The sequence below is a fragment of the Mesorhizobium sp. B2-1-8 genome (assembly GCF_006442545.2).
GTDB lineage: Bacteria > Pseudomonadota > Alphaproteobacteria > Rhizobiales > Rhizobiaceae > Mesorhizobium.
In genome coordinates, this window is the sequence record NZ_CP083952.1 from 1,742,698 (window position 1) to 1,758,639 (window position 15,942).

Below are 15,942 nucleotides of genomic sequence, written 5' to 3' on the forward strand. Positions count from 1 at the left end.
CAGCGTGCGACTATAACACAATTCGGCGAGGCGGTTGACGCGGCCCGAAACGCTCGTCAATCATCGCCCACAAAACACGGCCTCAACAAAGCGATCCGGAAACAGGGAAGAAACGATGGAAAAAGCCGAAATCGGCCTGATCGGCCTTGGCACGATGGGCTCCAACCTGGCGCTGAACATCGCCGAGCACGGGCACCGCATCGCCGTCTTCAACCGTACCAAGGCTCGCACGGACGCCTTCGTGGAGAATGCCGGTGCGCTCAGGGACATGGTCGTCCCCTGCTACAGCCTGGAGGAACTCGCGGCCGCGATCCGGCCGCCGCGCCCGATCGTCATCATGGTGCTGGCCGGCAAGCCGGTCGACGAGCAGATCGAAGCGTTGCGCGGCGTGCTGTCGGCCAACGACATCGTCATCGATGCCGGCAATGCCAATTTCCGCGATACGATGCGGCGCTTCTCCGAACTTTCCGGCTCGGGCTTGACCTTCATCGGCATGGGTGTCTCCGGCGGCGAGGAGGGCGCTCGCCACGGACCGTCGATCATGGTCGGTGGCACGGAGGATTCGTGGAAGCGTGTCGAGAAGGTGCTGACCGCCATCTCCGCCAAGTTCAAGGACGAGCCCTGTGCCGCCTGGCTCGGCACCGATGGTGCCGGCCATTTCGTCAAGACCATCCACAACGGCATCGAATACGCCGACATGCAGATGATCGCCGAGATCTACGGCATCCTGCGTGATGGAATGGGCATGGGGCCGAAGGACATCGGCACGGTGTTTTCCAACTGGAACAAGGGTCGGCTCAATTCCTACCTGATCGAGATCACCGCCAAGGTGCTCGCCGCCGATGATCCGAAGACCGGCAAGCCGGTGGTCGATATCATCCTCGATCGCGCCGGCCAGAAGGGCACCGGCAAATGGTCCGTCATCGAGGCACAGCAGCTCGGCATTCCGGCGACCGCGATCGAGGCGGCGGTGGCGGCACGCGTGCTGTCGTCGATCAAGGACGAGCGGCAGGCAGCCGAAAAAGCCTATGGCAATATCGGCGTGACGAAAATTTCTGGCGACAAGGAGGGGGTGCTGAAAGACCTCGAACTGGCGCTGTTCGCCGGCAAGATATCAGCTTATGCGCAGGGCTTTGCCGTGATGGCGGGCGCCTCGAAGGAGTTCAACTGGAACCTGCCGATGCCGACCATCGCCAAGATCTGGCGCGCCGGCTGCATCATCCGCTCGCAGATGCTCGACACGATGGCCGAGGCCTTCAGCAGTGGCGGCGCTTCGACCAACTTGCTGATGGCGCCGGCTTTCATCAGCTTGATGAAGGAGGCGCATCCGTCGCTGCGGCGCATCGTGGCGAGGGCTTCCGAAGCCGGCGCGCCGGTGCCGGCGCTGTCTTCGGCGCTTGCCTATTTCGACAGCTATCGCCAGGGCCGCGGTACCTCGAACCTGATCCAGGCGCAGCGCGACTTCTTCGGTGCGCATGGTTTCGAGCGCATCGGCGAGCAGGGTGCGTTCCACGGGCCGTGGGGCAGCGGCGCGGCTGGCTAATCGCCGGAGGGCCGATAGGCCACGACGCCCTTCGGCTCGCTCAGGCTCTGCAGCGTGCCGGGCGAGGCACCGCCGATCCAGCCGAGCACCGAGCGGGCGAGTTCGGAGCCGGCCAGCCGGAAGTCTTCGTTGACGACCAGCAATTCATGCCTGAACAGATGCAGCAGTTCCGACGACTGCTTCGACACCACGTCGACGTCGCGGCCGAGCTTCAGGCCGGCATCCTCGATGCCGGCGACGATGGCGAGCGTCGCCGCCGCGGCGCTGCTGATGATACCGTCCGGCCTGATGTCGCGCCGCATCAGCTGCGCGGTCCTCATCCTGATCTGTTCGATCGAATGGTCGATCGAAACGGTGTTGAACGGCACCTCGCTGGCGCCGACTTCGCTCAGAGCGTCGGCAAAGCCGTCAACCGTATGGCGGTAGTAGCTCAAACCGACCGGCGGCGTCACCAAGGCGAGCCGGCGGCGGCCCATGCCGGCGAGATGCCGCACCGCCTCGGCCGCGAAGGCGTAGTTGTCGAAATCATGATAGGGATGAACCAGCCCCATCTCGGTGCGGCCATGCGTGGCGAAGGGAATGCCGCGCTCCAGCATGTAGCGGGCCCTCGGATCGTTCGGCTGGGTGCGCGAGATGATGACGCCGTCGGCCGAGCCGGTCTCCACGAGATAGCGCACCGGATCCAGTGGATCCTGCGAGCGCGAATAGGGTGTGACGATCAGGTGGTAGGGCGTGTCGGCGATGACTTCCGTCACGCCGTAGATGATGTCGGAGACAAAGCTCATGAGTTCGTGCTCGGTGTTGAGCACGAGGCTGATGACATTGGTCTTGCCGGTCCGCAAACGCACGCCGGCACGGTTCGGCCGATAGCCGATCTGCTTGGCCACGAGCTGGACACGACGCCTGGTCTCGGCGCCGATCTCGGGCGCGTCCTTCAAGGCGCGCGAGACGGTGGTGACGCCAAGCCCGGTCATGAAGGCAAGCGTCTTCAGCGTCGGCCGTTCCTGTGCCGTCGCCTCGTCATCCTTGTCCGTGCGTTGTCTGTCCATCCGTCCCGCCCATCAGGCGCATAGCAGCCGCCGGGCAGCCCGGCAATGTTTGCGGCCGCTCCCCAGGGCGCGTCACCTGCATGGAAGCAGTATACTGAAACGTTACAGCTTGTCACGATCGGTGTAGAAACGGGTGCTGGCGACGCGGAAAACACGTCGTCGACCGTGTGGCGAAAAATCGTTGGGATTCAGTGGGAAGCATGCTGCCAGCAAGTTTTTTTGCTGTTTTTGCTCGTTGTGCGGCGCGCTCTTGCGCGTTGCGCCGCACAATGCCACCGCAGCGAAAGGATTTTGTTCGCGACTCGAAAAATGTCAAAGCGAGCTTGCCGGAAGGGGTTGCGCATGGTCCTCAATTGCCGTATCGAAAATCTGTAACGTTTCAGATTTCTGGGAGGAAGCCGAAATGCGATACAAATTCCTGACCGCTGCGTTTGCAGCGACGGTTGCGCTCAACTTCGCCGGCCCGGCGGCCGCGACCGATCTGGAAGTCACCCATTGGTGGACTTCCGGCGGCGAGGCGGCAGCGGTCGCCGAACTCGCCAAGGCATTCGACGCCACCGGCAACCACTGGGTCGACGGCGCCATCGCCGGGTCCGGCGGCACGGCACGGCCGATCATGATCAGCCGCATCACCGGCGGCGATCCGATGGGGGCCACCCAATTCAATCATGGAAGGCAAGCGGAAGAGCTGGTGCAGGCCGGCCTGATGCGCGACCTCACCGACGTCGCCACCAAGGGCAAGTGGACGGAGGTGGTACGGCCCAAGAGCCTGCTCGACTCGTGCACGATCGACGGCAAGATCTATTGCGTGCCGGTCAACATCCATTCCTGGCAGTGGCTGTGGCTGTCGAACGCGGCTTTCGAGAAGGCCGGCGTTCCGGTGCCGAAGAACTGGAATGAGTATGTGGCCGCGGCCCCGGCACTGGAGAAGGCAGGCATCGTGCCGCTCGCGGTCGGTGGGCAGGCCTGGCAGGCATCGGGCGCCTTCGACGTGCTGCTTGCCGCGGTCGGAGGAACCGACACCTTCCTCAAGGTCTACAAGGACAAGGACGCCAAGTTCGCCGCCGGTCCCGAAGTCGCCAAGGTCTTCAAGGCAGCCGACGACGCCCGCAAGATGGCCAAGAACACAAATGTGCAGGACTGGAACCAGGCCACCAACATGGTCATCACCGGCAAGGCCGGCGGCCAGATCATGGGTGACTGGGCGCAAGGCGAGTTCCAGGTCGCCGGCAAGACCGCCGGCAAGGACTATACCTGCCTTCCCGGCCTTGGCCTGAACGAGGTCATTGCCACGGGCGGCGACGCCTTCTACTTCCCACTGCTCAAGGATGCCGACAAGGCCAAGGCGCAGGAAGTGCTGGCCGAAACACTGCTCGATCCCAAGACCCAGGTTGCCTTCAACCTCAAGAAGGGTTCGCTGCCGGTGCGCGGCGACGTCGACCTCAACGCGGCCAACGACTGCATGAAGAAGGGCCTTGCCATCCTAGCCAAGGGCGCGGTCATCCCATGGACGGACCAGCTGCTCTCGCAGGACAGCCAGAAGCAGAAGGAGGATCTTTTCTCCGAATTCTTCGCCAAGCCCGACATGAGCCTCGAAGAGGCGCAGAAGCGCTTCGCCGACATCATCGCTTCGGCTGACTGACGACTGACGAGCCGCTTCGCTCCCGACCTTGCCAGGCAGGGCCGGGAGCCCAGGCGCGCTGACTTTCCGCCCTTATCCGATCCAGCACGGCTGTACCGATGAGCAAGAGCGAACGCCCGAGCCAACTCTTCCGCAATCTCAATGCGAAGGTCGCTTCGATCCCGATGGTCCTCACCGCAATGGTGGTCTTCGTCGGCGGCACCGCGTGGACGGTTCTCTATTCCTTCACCAATTCGAAGCTCCTGCCGCGGCTGAATTTCGTCGGGCTCGACCAGTACTACCGGCTGTGGGCGACGCCGCGCTGGCTGATCTCGATCGAGAATCTTTTGATCTACGGCGTGATCTCACTGGTATTCTCGCTGGTGATCGGTTTTCTGCTCGCGGCTCTGCTCGACCAGAAAATCCGTTTCGAGGATACGTTCCGCACCATCTTCCTCTATCCCTTCGCGCTGTCCTTCATCGTCACCGGCCTTGTCTGGCAATGGCTGCTCAATCCGGATTTCGGCGTCCAGGGCGTGGTGCGAAGCCTCGGCTGGACCAGCTTCGATTTCAATCCGCTCTACAACTCCAGCATCGTCATCTACGGCATATCGATCGCGGCGCTCTGGCAAGGCACGGGGCTGATCATGTGCCTGATGCTGGCGGGTCTGCGCGGCATCGACGAGGATATCTGGAAGGCTGCACGGGTGGACGGGATACCCATGTGGAAGACCTATCTCTTCATCATCATCCCGATGATGCGGCCGGTTTTCATCACCACGCTTGTGATCATCGCGTCCGGCATCGTCAAGGTCTACGATCTCGTCGTCGCGCAGACCAGCGGCGGGCCGGGCATCGCCTCCGAAGTGCCGGCCAAGTATGTCTACGACTACATGTTCTTCGCCCAGAACCTCGGCCAGGGCTTTGCCGCCTCGACCATGATGCTGCTGTCGGTGATGATCGTCATCGTGCCGTGGGCCTATCTCGAATTTGGAGGCCGCAAGCGTGTCTGACCATGCCGTCTCCTTGTCCGCCACGTCAAACCTGCGGGATGATGCCTCCGGACCGAGCGGGCCAAAGCCGCGGCACATGTTTTCGCGCCGCAACATTTTCCTCTACGGCACGCTCGTCGTGGTGGCGCTCTACTACCTCCTGCCGCTCTATGTGATGGTCGTCACCTCGCTCAAGGGCATGCCGGAGATCCGCCTCGGCAACATCTTCTCGCCGCCGCTCGAGATCACCTTCGAGCCTTGGGTCAAGGCATGGTCGCAGGCCTGCACCGGCCTCAATTGCGACGGACTTTCGCGTGGTTTCTGGAATTCGGTGCGCATCACCGTTCCCTCGGTAATCCTGTCGATCGCCATCGCTTCGGTGAACGGCTACGCGCTGGCCAACTGGCGCTTCAAAGGCGCCGACACGTTCTTCGTCATCCTGATCGTCGGCGCCTTCATTCCCTACCAGGTGATGATCTATCCGATCGTCATCATCCTGCGCGAGATCGGCCTCTATGGCAGCCTTACCGGTCTGGTGATCGTGCACTCCATTTTCGGCATGCCGATCCTGACGCTTCTGTTCCGCAATTATTTCACCTCCATGCCGGAGGAGCTGTTCCGGGCGGCGCGCGTCGACGGCGCCGGCTTCTGGGGCATTTACCTGCGCATCATGCTGCCGATGTCGCTGCCGATCTTCGTCGTCGCCATCATCCTGCAGGTGACCGGCATCTGGAACGACTTCCTGTTCGGCGTCGTCTACACCCGGCCCGACACCTACCCGATGACGGTGCAGCTCAACAACATCGTCAACTCGGTGCAGGGCGTGAAGGAATACAACGTCAACATGGCCGCCACCATCCTGACCGGGCTGGTGCCGCTGGTCGTCTACTTCATTTCCGGCAAATTGTTCGTGCGCGGCATCGCCGCCGGCGCGGTGAAAGGGTGATGGCGATGGCGGCGAACGGCACCAGTGTTTCGATCCAGGACCTGTCGCTGAACTTCGGCGCTATCTCGGTGCTGCAGACGCTCAACCTCGATGTCGCCGAAGGCGAGTTCATCGTGCTGCTCGGGCCCTCTGGCTGCGGCAAGTCGACCTTGCTCAACTGCATCGCCGGCCTGCTCGATATTTCGGAAGGCCGCATCTTCATCAAGGGCAAGAACGTCACCTGGGAAGAGCCCAAGGACCGCGGCATCGGCATGGTCTTCCAGTCCTATGCGCTCTACCCGCAGATGACGGTGGAGAAGAACCTGTCTTTTGGGCTGCGTGTCGCCGGCATCGCCAAGGACGAGATCGCCAAGCGCATCGCGCGAGCAGCCGAGATCCTGCAGATCGAGCCGCTGCTGCAGCGCAAGCCCGCCGCACTCTCCGGCGGCCAGCGCCAGCGCGTGGCGATCGGGCGGGCGCTGGTGCGCGATGTCGACGTCTTCCTGTTCGACGAACCGCTGTCCAACCTCGATGCCAAGCTGCGTTCGGAACTTCGCGTCGAGATCAAGCTTCTGCATCGTAAATTGCAGAACACCATGATCTACGTCACCCACGACCAGATCGAGGCGATGACGCTGGCCGATCGCATAGCGGTGATGAAGGGTGGCGTCATCCAGCAGCTCGACGCGCCGCAGACCATCTACAACCGTCCGGTCAACCGGTTCGTTGCAGGGTTCCTCGGCTCGCCGGCGATGAATTTCATCGAGGGCCGGCTGGAGAAGGACGGCGGGGACTGGCACTTCGCCGTCGAGAATGCCCGCGTCCCGCTTTCGACCTATGCTTTCGACAAGGAGCCGGTGACTGGGCCAGCCGTATTTGGCATCCGGCCGGAACATGTCGCCTTGAACAGCGGCACCGGCTGGCCGTTTACAGCGACGGCGAATGTCGAGGTCGTCGAGCCGATGGGCTCGGACACGCTGGTCTGGCTGAAGCTCGGCAAACAGAATTTCACCGTGCGGGTAACGGCCGAACGCACGCCGGGCAATGGCGATACCGTGAGCATCGGCTTCGATCCGATGCGGGCTTCGCTGTTCGAGTTGGCGAGCGGCAACCGCATGTAGCTTACCAGACCCTCCCCGAACCATTCTCCCCAAACCATCCTCCCAAGGACAATCCCAAGCAGAACGGACAGAGACGATGAACTGGTCATTCCAACTTTACAGCGCCCGCAATTTCTTGCCCTGGACCGATGTGCTCGAAATGCTCGGCAAGCTCGGTTACGCCGAGGTCGAAGGCTTCGGCGGCGTCTATGACGATCCCAAGGCCTTCCGCGCCGAACTCGACAAGAACGGTCTTGCCATGCCGACCGGGCATTTTTCCATCGACGCGCTGGAGAAGGATTTCGACGGTGTGCGCCGGATCGCCGAAACGCTCGGCGTCAAGCTCTTGATCTGCCCCTATCTGATGGCCGAGGACAGGCCGTCCGACGCCGCCGGCTGGCGCGGCTTCGGAGAGCGTCTGGCCAAGGTCGGCGAGGTGGCCTCGAAGGCCGGCTATGGCTTCGCCTGGCACAACCATGATTTCGAATTCAAGACACTCGCCGACGGCTCGGTGCCGCAGGATCATATCCTGTCGTCCGCCCCCAATATTGGCTGGGAAATGGACGTTGCCTGGGTGGTGCGCGGCGGCGCCGACCCGCTGCCCTGGATCGAAAAGCATGGCCAGCGCATCGTCGCCGTCCATGTCAAGGACATGGCGAAGCCAGGCGAGGGGCTGGATGAGGATGGCTGGTCGGATGTCGGGCATGGCACGATCGACTGGGCCGGCCTGATCAAGGTGCTGCGGGCCAAGAGCGCGGCAAAATACTTTGTCATGGAACAGGACAATCCCAACGACATCGAGCGTTTCGCCCGCCGCTCGATCGCAACCGTCAAGAGCTACTAGGAACAATCACCATGGCAAAGAAGCTGAGTAATGGGAAACTGGGTATTGGCGTCATCGGCTGCGGCAACATCTCGAAGGCGTACTTCTCGCTGGCGCCGCTGTTTCGCGGCATCGAGATGCGCGCATGCGCCGACATCAACATGGATGTGGCCAAGGCGCGGGCGAAGGAATTCAAGCTCCGTGCCGAGACCGTCGAGGATCTGCTCAAGGCTGACGATATCGACATCATCGTCAACCTGACCATTCCGGCCGTGCACTACGAGGTGTCGAAGCAGGTGCTCGATGCCGGCAAGCATGTCTATTCGGAAAAGCCGTTCGTGCTGTCGCTCAAGGAGGGCCAGGACCTCAAGGCACGGGCCGAGAAGAAGGGGTTGCGCATCGGCTCGGCGCCGGACACGTTCCTGGGCGGCGCGCACCAGCTGGTGCGTGACCTGATCGACGAGGGGAAGCTCGGCAGGATCACCAGCGGCACTTGCCATGTCATGGGCCACGGCATGGAACACTGGCACCCCAATCCGGATTTCTTCTTCCAGCCGGGCGCGGGACCGGTGCTCGACATCGGACCGTACTACATCACCAATTTGATCCAGCTGATCGGGCCGGTAAAGCAGGTGGCGGCTTTCGCGACGACTCCGGCCAAGGAGCGGACGATCAGCTCAAAGCCTCGCGCGGGGGAAAAAATCCCGGTCAACACGCCGACCACCATTCACGGCCTGCTGGAATTCGAGAACGGCGCCGTGGTGACGCTGAACACCAGCTGGGACGTCTGGGCCCACGGCCACGCGCCGATGGAACTCTATGGCGAGGCCGGCACGGTGTTCGTGCCGGATCCGAACTTCTTCGGCGGCGACGTGCGCTTCACCGAAGAAGGCAAGCCGGTCAAGAAGCTGCCGAAATGGAAGCATCCGCTTGGCATCCCCAATGAGATGCACAGCCAAGGCATGATGGCCAACTACCGCACGGCGGGCCTCGCCGACATGGCGCTGGCGATCGCCGAAGGGCGGCCGCACCGCTGCTCGATGGAACTCGCGCTGCATGCCGTCGATGTGATGACCGGCCTCCTGAGCTCAGGCGAAACCGGCAAGTTCGTCGCCATGCAGACCACTTGCGAGCGCCCGGCCGCGCTTGGCGTCAAGCAAGCCAAGGATCTTCTGGCCAAGAAGAAATAGGTCGCGGGGATTATCGATAATTTTGCCCGCCCCTCTCCCCGTTCCTCCGGGGAGGGGGTAAAGGATGGGTACGGGCATGCTCATCGCCTCTGCGATGACGGTGCCCCATCCGTTCAGATTCGAGGATTTTCCATGCCCTATATCGCCGCTGAAAACCGCTACGAGAAAATGATCTACAGCCGCTGCGGGCGGTCCGGCCTCAAGCTGCCGGCGATCTCGCTCGGGCTGTGGCACAATTTCGGCGACGACACGCCGCATCGGACCAAGCAGGCGATTGTGCGCAAGGCCTTCGACCTCGGCATCACCCATTTCGACCTGGCCAACAATTATGGGCCGCCGCCCGGCTCGGCCGAGACGGCTTTCGGCGAGATCCTGCGCACCGATTTTTCCGCCTATCGCGACGAACTGATCATCTCGACCAAGGCCGGCTACGAGATGTGGGCAGGCCCCTACGGCGAATGGGGCGGGCGCAAATACGTGCTGGCCAGCCTCGACCAGAGCTTGAAGCGGATGGGTCTCGACTATGTCGACATCTTCTATTCGCACCGCTTCGATCCCGACACGCCGCTCGAAGAAACCATGGGCGCGCTCGACCATGCGGTGCGTTCGGGCAAGGCGCTCTATGCCGGCATCTCGTCCTACAATTCGCAGCGCACCCGCGAGGCCGCCGACATATTGAGGCAACTCGGCACGCCCTGCGTCATCCACCAGCCGAGCTATTCGATGCTGAACCGCTGGGTCGAGGAAGACGGGCTGCTCGACACGCTCGAAGGGCTCGGCGTCGGTTCCATCGTGTTCTCGCCATTGGCGCAAGGCATGCTGACCGACAAATATCTTGGCGGCATTCCCGACGGCAGCCGGGCGTCCCAGGGCAAGTCGCTGAAGACTGCTTTCATCAATGACCGCACCATCGCCAACATCAAGGCGCTCAACGCGATCGCCGACAAGCGTGGCCAGACGCTGGCGCAGATGGCGCTGGCCTGGGTGCTGCGCAGGGGCAAGGTGACGTCGGCGCTGATCGGCGCCAGCCGGCCGGAGCAGGTCGAGGACTGCGTCGGCGCGCTCAAGGTGCTCGACTTCAGCGATGCCGAGCTGGCCGAAATCGACACTTACGCGCGCGAGTCCGACATCAATCTGTGGGCTGCCTCCGCCGAGCGCAAAGGCCCGCCGAGGAAATAGTCCGCCTCGCAAGGCGGCAAAGCAAAACGGCGGGACCTGTCCCGCCGTTTTGCATGGAAGCGGAACGTCGCTCCGCTATCAATCCTGCCGCCACCATTGTGCCGGCATGTCATCGACCGGCTCGGGATAGCAACAGAAGAGTAGCAAAGAAGGCGGTTCGTCGCTATCTGAATGGGATCAGGCCGTTTGCGTGAGCAAACAGCCCATGGATGGCGCAGGACAGGTTGGAACAGAGCCATGGCGGCAAGGGATGTGCTGACGAAAAACCAGCTGTGCGTGCTCGAGAAACTCGAGACCGCCAGCGGGCCGCTCAGCGCCTACACCTTGCTCGACCAACTGCGCGAGCGCGGTTTTCGCGCGCCATTGCAGGTCTATCGCGCGCTCGACACGCTGGTGAAGTCAGGCTTCGTGCATCGGCTGGAAAGCATCAACTCCTTCGTCGCCTGCGCCGAGCCGCACGACCACAGCCACTCGATGACTGCCTTCGCCATTTGCGACAGCTGCGGGCAAGTAACCGAAATGTCCGATCACGACGTCGACCACCGGTTGAACGAATGGGTCAACTCGACCGGCTTCGCCGCCAGGAAGGCGGTGATCGAATTTCGCGGGACGTGCGCGAAGTGTTCGGCGCAAGCAGCCTGAAGGCCTTCGCTACCGTCAGTGCGCCTCGTCCCAGTTGTTGGCGGCCCGTGCGTCGACATGCAGCGGCACCGACATCGACACCGCCGGCATCGCCGCGTTTTCCATGACGTGGCGCACGACGGGGATCGTCGCCTCGACTTCCGCCTCGACCGTCTCGAAGATCAGTTCGTCATGCACCTGCAAGAGCATGCGGGCGGACAGCTTGGCCTTGTCCAAGGCTTCCTCCATGCGGATCATGGCGCGGCGGATGATGTCGGCGGCGGTGCCTTGCAGGCGGGCGTTGATCGAGGCGCGTTCGTTGAACGCGCGGATCGAGGGGTTGGAGGACCTTATATCGGGATAGTGGATGCGGCGGCCGAAGATCGTCTCGACAAAGCCGTGCTCGCGAGCATAGGCCTTGGTCTCCTCGATATAGTCGCGGATGCCGGGGAAGCGCTCGAAATACTTCTTGATGTAGGCGCTCGCCTCCTCGCGCGGGATCGACAGCTGGTTGGCAAGGCCGAAAGCCGAAATGCCATAGATGATGCCGAAATTGATCGCCTTGGCGCGGCGGCGCACTTCCGACGGCATGCCCTGCACCGGCACGTTGAACATTTCGGACGCTGTGATGGCGTGGATGTCGGCGCCATCCGCAAAGGCCTGCCGCAATTGCGGAATTTCGGCGACATGGGCGAGCACGCGCAGTTCGATCTGGCTGTAGTCGGCCGACACCAGCCGGTGGCTCTTGTCGGTGATGAAGGCAGTCCTGATCTTGCGGCCTTCAGCCGTGCGCACGGGGATGTTCTGGAGGTTCGGGTCGGAAGACGACAGACGGCCGGTCGTCGTCGCGGCCAACGCGTAGGAGGTGTGGACGCGCTTGGTGTCGGGATTGACGAAGCCGGGCAGTGCGTCGGTGTAGGTCGATTTCAGCTTGGTCAGCTGGCGCCAGTCGACGATCTTGCGCGGCAGTTCGTGGCCTTCGGCGGCAAGGTCTTCGAGCAGTTGCGCCGAGGTCGACCACTGGCCGGTCTTGGTCTTGGAGCCGCCGGGCAGGCCCATGCGGCCGAACAGGATATCACCGAGCTGCTTGGGCGAGCCGATATTGATGCGCTCGCCGATGAGCAGGTAGATTTCCTCTTCGAGCCGGGCCGCACCTTGCGCCAGCTCGCCCGAAAGCCGCGACAGGATTTGGCGGTCGACCGAAATGCCGCGCTGTTCCATGCGCGCCAGCACCGGCACCAGCGGCCGCTCGAGGCGTTCATAGACCGAGACCAGGCCCTTGGCGGCAAGCCGCGGCTTCAGCACCAGCCACAGCCGCAGCGTCACGTCGGCATCCTCGGCGGCGTGAGCGGTCGCCTTGTCGATGTCGACCTGGTCGAAACCGACGGAGCTCTTGCCGGAACCGGTCACGTCCTTGAGCTGAAGAGGCGTATGGCCAAGCCATTTGTCGGCCAGGGCATCCATGCCGTGGCCGTGCGGAGTGCCGGCGTCGAGCACGTAGGAGATCAGCATGGTGTCGTCGAAGGGCGCGACATCGATGCCGTAGCGGCTCATGATGACCAGATCATATTTCAGGTTCTGCGCGATCTTGAGGACCGACCTGTCCTCAAGCAGCGGTTTCAGCACCGCCAGCGCCTCGCGAAGCGGTATCTGGTTTTCGAGCGTGCCGCCGCCGAGCAGGTCACCGTTGCCGCTCCTGTGGGTGAAGGGAATGTAGCCGGCGCGGCCGGGTGCCGTGGCCATTGCCATGCCGATCAGTTCGGCCTGCATCGGATCGGTGGAGGTGGCTCGGACGTCGAAGGCAGCGATACCCGCCTCGCGCGCCTCGGCGACCCAGGCTTTCAGCGTCGCGATATCGCGGATGCACTGATAGGCTGAGATATCGATCTTGCGTGTCGCCGCGCTCTCCAGCCGCAATGCAGCGAGCAGCGAAGGGGTGTCACCCTGTTTTGGCTTTTCCGCCGTCTCGGCTTCAGCAGTCTGGCCAGGCTCGGAGCCCGCCCCGTTTCGGACAACGGGCGGCGTTCCGGCGCCGACATCGGGGCCATGCGCGTTATCGGCGCGTTCGACGGCCACGGCGACGGCCTGGACGTCGCCGGCCTCGGTGCCGGTCGCTTCCGCGACGCGGCGGGTCAGCGAGGTGAATTCCATGGTCTTGAGGAAACCGATCAGCCTCGGCCCGTCGGGCGCATGCAGCACGAAATCGTCCAGCCCCTCGGCCACCGGCACATCGTTCTTCAGCGTCACCAGCTGGCGCGAGATGCGCGCCTTGTCGGCGTTGGCGATGATCGATTCCCGCCTTTTCTCCTGTTTGATCTCGCCGGCGCGGGCGAGCAATCCGTCGAGATCACCGAACTGCTCGAGCAGTTGCGCCGCGGTCTTTGGCCCGATGCCGGGCACTCCAGGCACATTGTCGACGGAGTCGCCGGTCAGCGCCTGGAGGTCGATCATCTTTTCCGGCGGCACGCCCCATTTCTCGACGACTTCGGGGATGCCGATCTGGCGATCCTTCATCGGGTCGTACATGCCGACCGTGTCGCCAACCAGCTGCATCAGGTCCTTGTCGGATGAGATGATGGTGGTGTCGCCACCGGCCTCGCAGGCCAGCCGGCAGTAAGTGGCGATGAGATCGTCGGCCTCGAAGCCTTCCATCTCGAGACAAGGGAGGTTGAAGGCCCTGGTTGCCTGGCGGATCAGGCCGAATTGCGGGATCAGGTCCTCGGGCGGCGCCGAACGGTTCGCCTTGTATTCGGGATAGAGGTCGTTGCGGAAGGTTTTCGAGGAATAATCGAAAATGACGGCGAAATGCGTCGGCACAATGCCCACATCGGTGTTGCGGGCATCCTGCATCAGCTTCCACAGCATGTTGCAGAAGCCGGAAACGGCGCCGACCGGCAGGCCGTCGGACTTGCGGGTCAGCGGCGGCAGTGCGTGATAGGCCCGGAAGATGTAGCCAGAGCCGTCAATGAGGAAGAGATGATCGCCTTTTTTCATGCCGGCAGGGATAGCGCGGCGCGATGGCTTGGTCCATGCCAAAGACATCGCCAGATACAGGTTCCGTCAACACCCTGGCAGATCGGGACCCTGACAGATCGGCCTATACAAGCCCGCTCACGGGCACGTTACAAAAGTGTAACGTTCGTGCCCTTGAATCGCCATGTTCAGAGACCCAAATACCGCTCATCGGCAATTTTCGCCGAAGTCCGGAGCAAGGCCCGTCCCCCGCCTATACCGGACACCTGCGGCAGCCTATCCCCCCTCTCCGGGCTGCCGCATCGTTTCGAGTAAAAGGCCGCCGTGGTTCCCCCTCCACCACGGCGGCTTTTTTTGTCTGCGGCGACCGTCCTGGGCCGTGGTCCAATCGTCCCGGCTTTTCGTTTCGCCGCTCTGCCTTTACGGTTCCGGCACTGAATCGAAAGGCTATGCAAATGTCCGCAGTTTCCCCCGTCCTCGACCGTCTCGACCAGAACCTCGACCAGAGCCTCGAACGGCTCTTCGGCCTGCTCGGGATCAAGTCGATCTCCACCGATCCAGCCTATGTCGCCGATTGCCGCAAAGCGGCGGAATGGCTGATGGCGGAACTCAAGCTGATCGGCTTCGACGCCAGCGTGCGCGACACGCCTGGACACCCGATGGTGGTTGCGCATCACGACGGGCCGGCCGGCGCGCCGCATGTGCTGTTCTACGGCCACTATGACGTTCAGCCGGTCGATCCGATCGAACTGTGGGAAAACGACCCCTTCGCCCCCGCGATCAAGGAGGTCGAAGCTGGTCGCAGGATCATCACCGGGCGCGGCTCGGCCGACGACAAGGGTCAGCTGATGACCTTCGTCGAGGCATGCCGTGCCTGGAAACAGGTGCATGGCGGTCTGCCATGCCGGGTCACCATCCTGTTCGAAGGCGAGGAGGAATCCGGCTCGCCCTCGCTGAAGCCGTTCCTCGAGGCCAATGCCGAGGAGCTCAAGGCCGACTTCGCGCTGGTCTGCGATACCAGCATGTGGGACCGCGACACGCCGTCGATCTGCGTCGGGCTGCGCGGCCTGGTCGGCGAGGAGATCACGGTGAAGGCCGCCGATCGCGACCTGCATTCGGGCCTCTATGGCGGCGCTGCCGCCAACCCGATCCGCATCCTGGCCAAGGTGCTTGCCGACATTCACGACAAGGACGGTCATATCACCATCCCGGGCTTCTATGACGGTGTCGAGGAAACGCCATCGCAGGTGCTGAAATCATGGGAGACGCTGGGCGAGACGGCCGAAACCTTCCTCGGACCTGTCGGACTGTCGATCCCATCGGGCGAAAAAGGCCGCTCGGTGCTGGAATTGACTTGGGCGCGGCCGACCGCCGAATTCAACGGCATCATCGGCGGCTACACCGGCAAAGGTTTCAAGACGGTGATCGCGGCGGAAGCCTCGGCAAAGGTGTCTTTCCGCCTCGTCCACAAGCAGGATCCGAAGAAGATCCGCGCAGCTTTCCAGAAATTCGTCAAGGAGCGCATCCCGGCCGATTGCTCGGTCGAATTCCATGCTCATGGCGGTTCACCGGCAATCCAGCTTTCCTACGACTCGCCGTTCCTGGCCAAGGCCAAGACCGCGCTTTCGGACGAATGGCCAAAGCCCGCGGTGACGACCGGCAGCGGCGGCTCCATTCCGGTGGTGGGCGACTTCCAGACGTATCTCGGCATGGAATCGCTGCTGGTCGGCTTCGGCCTCGACGACGACCGCATCCACTCGCCCAACGAGAAATACGAGCTCAGCTCCTTCCACAAGGGCCAGCGCTCCTGGGCGCGCATTCTGGACGCGCTGACACGGTAAGGCGGACAACCCTGGACGGCGGAAAACAACTTTCTGTTGATTTTTCCGCCGATCACGGCGAGGACGGGTCGACAGCGCAATGTGT

At 62.8% G+C, this 15,942-nt stretch carries 12 protein-coding genes; 10 read left to right on the plus strand and 2 right to left on the minus strand.

Translation table 11 applies throughout. The annotated features are described in order from the left end of the window. The first annotated feature begins 115 nt into the window (after positions 1 to 115). Positions 116 to 1,543 (plus strand): NADP-dependent phosphogluconate dehydrogenase, encoded by a 1,428-nt coding sequence (gndA, locus tag FJ970_RS08560; protein ID WP_140756352.1) that lies wholly within the window; start codon positions 116 to 118, stop codon positions 1,541 to 1,543. Here gndA and FJ970_RS08565 read toward each other — a convergent pair. Next, positions 1,540 to 2,592, minus strand: a complete 1,053-nt coding sequence (locus FJ970_RS08565) for a LacI family transcriptional regulator (RefSeq protein ID WP_140756350.1) — start codon at positions 2,590 to 2,592, stop codon at positions 1,540 to 1,542. The genes gndA and FJ970_RS08565 overlap by 4 nt on opposite strands. Positions 2,593 to 2,995: 403 nt before the next feature. Between FJ970_RS08565 and FJ970_RS08570 the strand changes: the two genes are divergently transcribed. From FJ970_RS08570 to FJ970_RS08605, 8 genes are all read left to right on the plus strand, one after another. Beyond that, the gene (locus FJ970_RS08570; RefSeq protein WP_015315675.1) at positions 2,996 to 4,234 is read left to right on the plus strand and encodes an ABC transporter substrate-binding protein; all 1,239 of its coding nucleotides are present in this window, start codon (positions 2,996 to 2,998) and stop codon (positions 4,232 to 4,234) included. 98 nt (positions 4,235 to 4,332) lie between these two features. Continuing rightward, the gene (locus tag FJ970_RS08575) at positions 4,333 to 5,226 is read left to right on the plus strand and encodes a carbohydrate ABC transporter permease (RefSeq protein WP_140756348.1); all 894 of its coding nucleotides are present in this window, start codon (positions 4,333 to 4,335) and stop codon (positions 5,224 to 5,226) included. Next, complete coding sequence (locus tag FJ970_RS08580) at positions 5,219 to 6,151, plus strand: carbohydrate ABC transporter permease (protein WP_140756346.1); 933 nt, start codon at positions 5,219 to 5,221, stop codon at positions 6,149 to 6,151. The genes FJ970_RS08575 and FJ970_RS08580 overlap by 8 nt, the downstream gene beginning before the upstream one ends. Then, positions 6,151 to 7,251 (plus strand): ABC transporter ATP-binding protein, encoded by a 1,101-nt coding sequence (locus FJ970_RS08585; RefSeq protein ID WP_181178344.1) that lies wholly within the window; start codon positions 6,151 to 6,153, stop codon positions 7,249 to 7,251. Before FJ970_RS08580 ends, FJ970_RS08585 begins: the two co-directional genes overlap by 1 nt. 76 nt (positions 7,252 to 7,327) lie before the next feature. After that, complete coding sequence (locus tag FJ970_RS08590) at positions 7,328 to 8,074, plus strand: sugar phosphate isomerase/epimerase family protein (protein WP_140756344.1); 747 nt, start codon at positions 7,328 to 7,330, stop codon at positions 8,072 to 8,074. An 11-nt stretch (positions 8,075 to 8,085) separates the two neighbouring features. Then, positions 8,086 to 9,243, plus strand: coding sequence for a Gfo/Idh/MocA family protein (locus FJ970_RS08595; protein ID WP_140756342.1), 1,158 nt, complete (start codon positions 8,086 to 8,088; stop codon positions 9,241 to 9,243). A gap of 132 nt (positions 9,244 to 9,375) precedes the next feature. Then, the gene (mgrA, locus tag FJ970_RS08600) at positions 9,376 to 10,422 is read left to right on the plus strand and encodes an L-glyceraldehyde 3-phosphate reductase (RefSeq protein WP_140756340.1); all 1,047 of its coding nucleotides are present in this window, start codon (positions 9,376 to 9,378) and stop codon (positions 10,420 to 10,422) included. Between the two features lie 237 nt (positions 10,423 to 10,659). Beyond that, on the plus strand, positions 10,660 to 11,064 hold the full coding sequence (locus tag FJ970_RS08605) for a Fur family transcriptional regulator (protein WP_140756338.1): 405 nt from the start codon (positions 10,660 to 10,662) through the stop codon (positions 11,062 to 11,064). Between the two features lie 15 nt (positions 11,065 to 11,079). On the opposite strand, the gene polA is transcribed toward FJ970_RS08605, so the two are convergent. Further along, entirely contained in the window at positions 11,080 to 14,037 is a 2,958-nt protein-coding gene (gene polA / locus FJ970_RS08610; protein ID WP_181178343.1) for a DNA polymerase I, read from the minus strand. Between the two features lie 434 nt (positions 14,038 to 14,471). Here polA and FJ970_RS08615 point away from each other — a divergent pair, with 434 nt between their 5' ends. Further along, positions 14,472 to 15,857 carry a M20/M25/M40 family metallo-hydrolase gene (locus FJ970_RS08615; RefSeq protein WP_140756334.1) on the plus strand — a complete coding sequence of 462 codons (1,386 nt, stop codon included), beginning with the start codon at positions 14,472 to 14,474 and terminating at the stop codon, positions 15,855 to 15,857. Positions 15,858 to 15,942 lie beyond the last annotated feature (85 nt).

What these genes read in the sequence shown, in the direction of transcription:
- FJ970_RS08590 (WP_140756344.1), top strand. Translation starts at nt 7,328, where the DNA reads ATGAACTGGTCATTCCAACTTTACAGCGCCCGCAATTTCTTGCCCTGG.
- FJ970_RS08585 (WP_181178344.1), top strand. Translation starts at nt 6,151, where the DNA reads ATGGCGATGGCGGCGAACGGCACCAGTGTTTCGATCCAGGACCTGTCG.
- FJ970_RS08595 (WP_140756342.1), top strand. Translation starts at nt 8,086, where the DNA reads ATGGCAAAGAAGCTGAGTAATGGGAAACTGGGTATTGGCGTCATCGGC.
- FJ970_RS08615 (WP_140756334.1), top strand. Translation starts at nt 14,472, where the DNA reads ATGTCCGCAGTTTCCCCCGTCCTCGACCGTCTCGACCAGAACCTCGAC.
- FJ970_RS08565 (WP_140756350.1), bottom strand. Translation starts at nt 2,592, where the DNA reads ATGGACAGACAACGCACGGACAAGGATGACGAGGCGACGGCACAGGAA.
- mgrA (WP_140756340.1), top strand. Translation starts at nt 9,376, where the DNA reads ATGCCCTATATCGCCGCTGAAAACCGCTACGAGAAAATGATCTACAGC.
- polA (WP_181178343.1), bottom strand. Translation starts at nt 14,037, where the DNA reads ATGAAAAAAGGCGATCATCTCTTCCTCATTGACGGCTCTGGCTACATC.
- FJ970_RS08605 (WP_140756338.1), top strand. Translation starts at nt 10,660, where the DNA reads ATGGCGGCAAGGGATGTGCTGACGAAAAACCAGCTGTGCGTGCTCGAG.
- FJ970_RS08570 (WP_015315675.1), top strand. Translation starts at nt 2,996, where the DNA reads ATGCGATACAAATTCCTGACCGCTGCGTTTGCAGCGACGGTTGCGCTC.
- FJ970_RS08575 (WP_140756348.1), top strand. Translation starts at nt 4,333, where the DNA reads ATGAGCAAGAGCGAACGCCCGAGCCAACTCTTCCGCAATCTCAATGCG.
- gndA (WP_140756352.1), top strand. Translation starts at nt 116, where the DNA reads ATGGAAAAAGCCGAAATCGGCCTGATCGGCCTTGGCACGATGGGCTCC.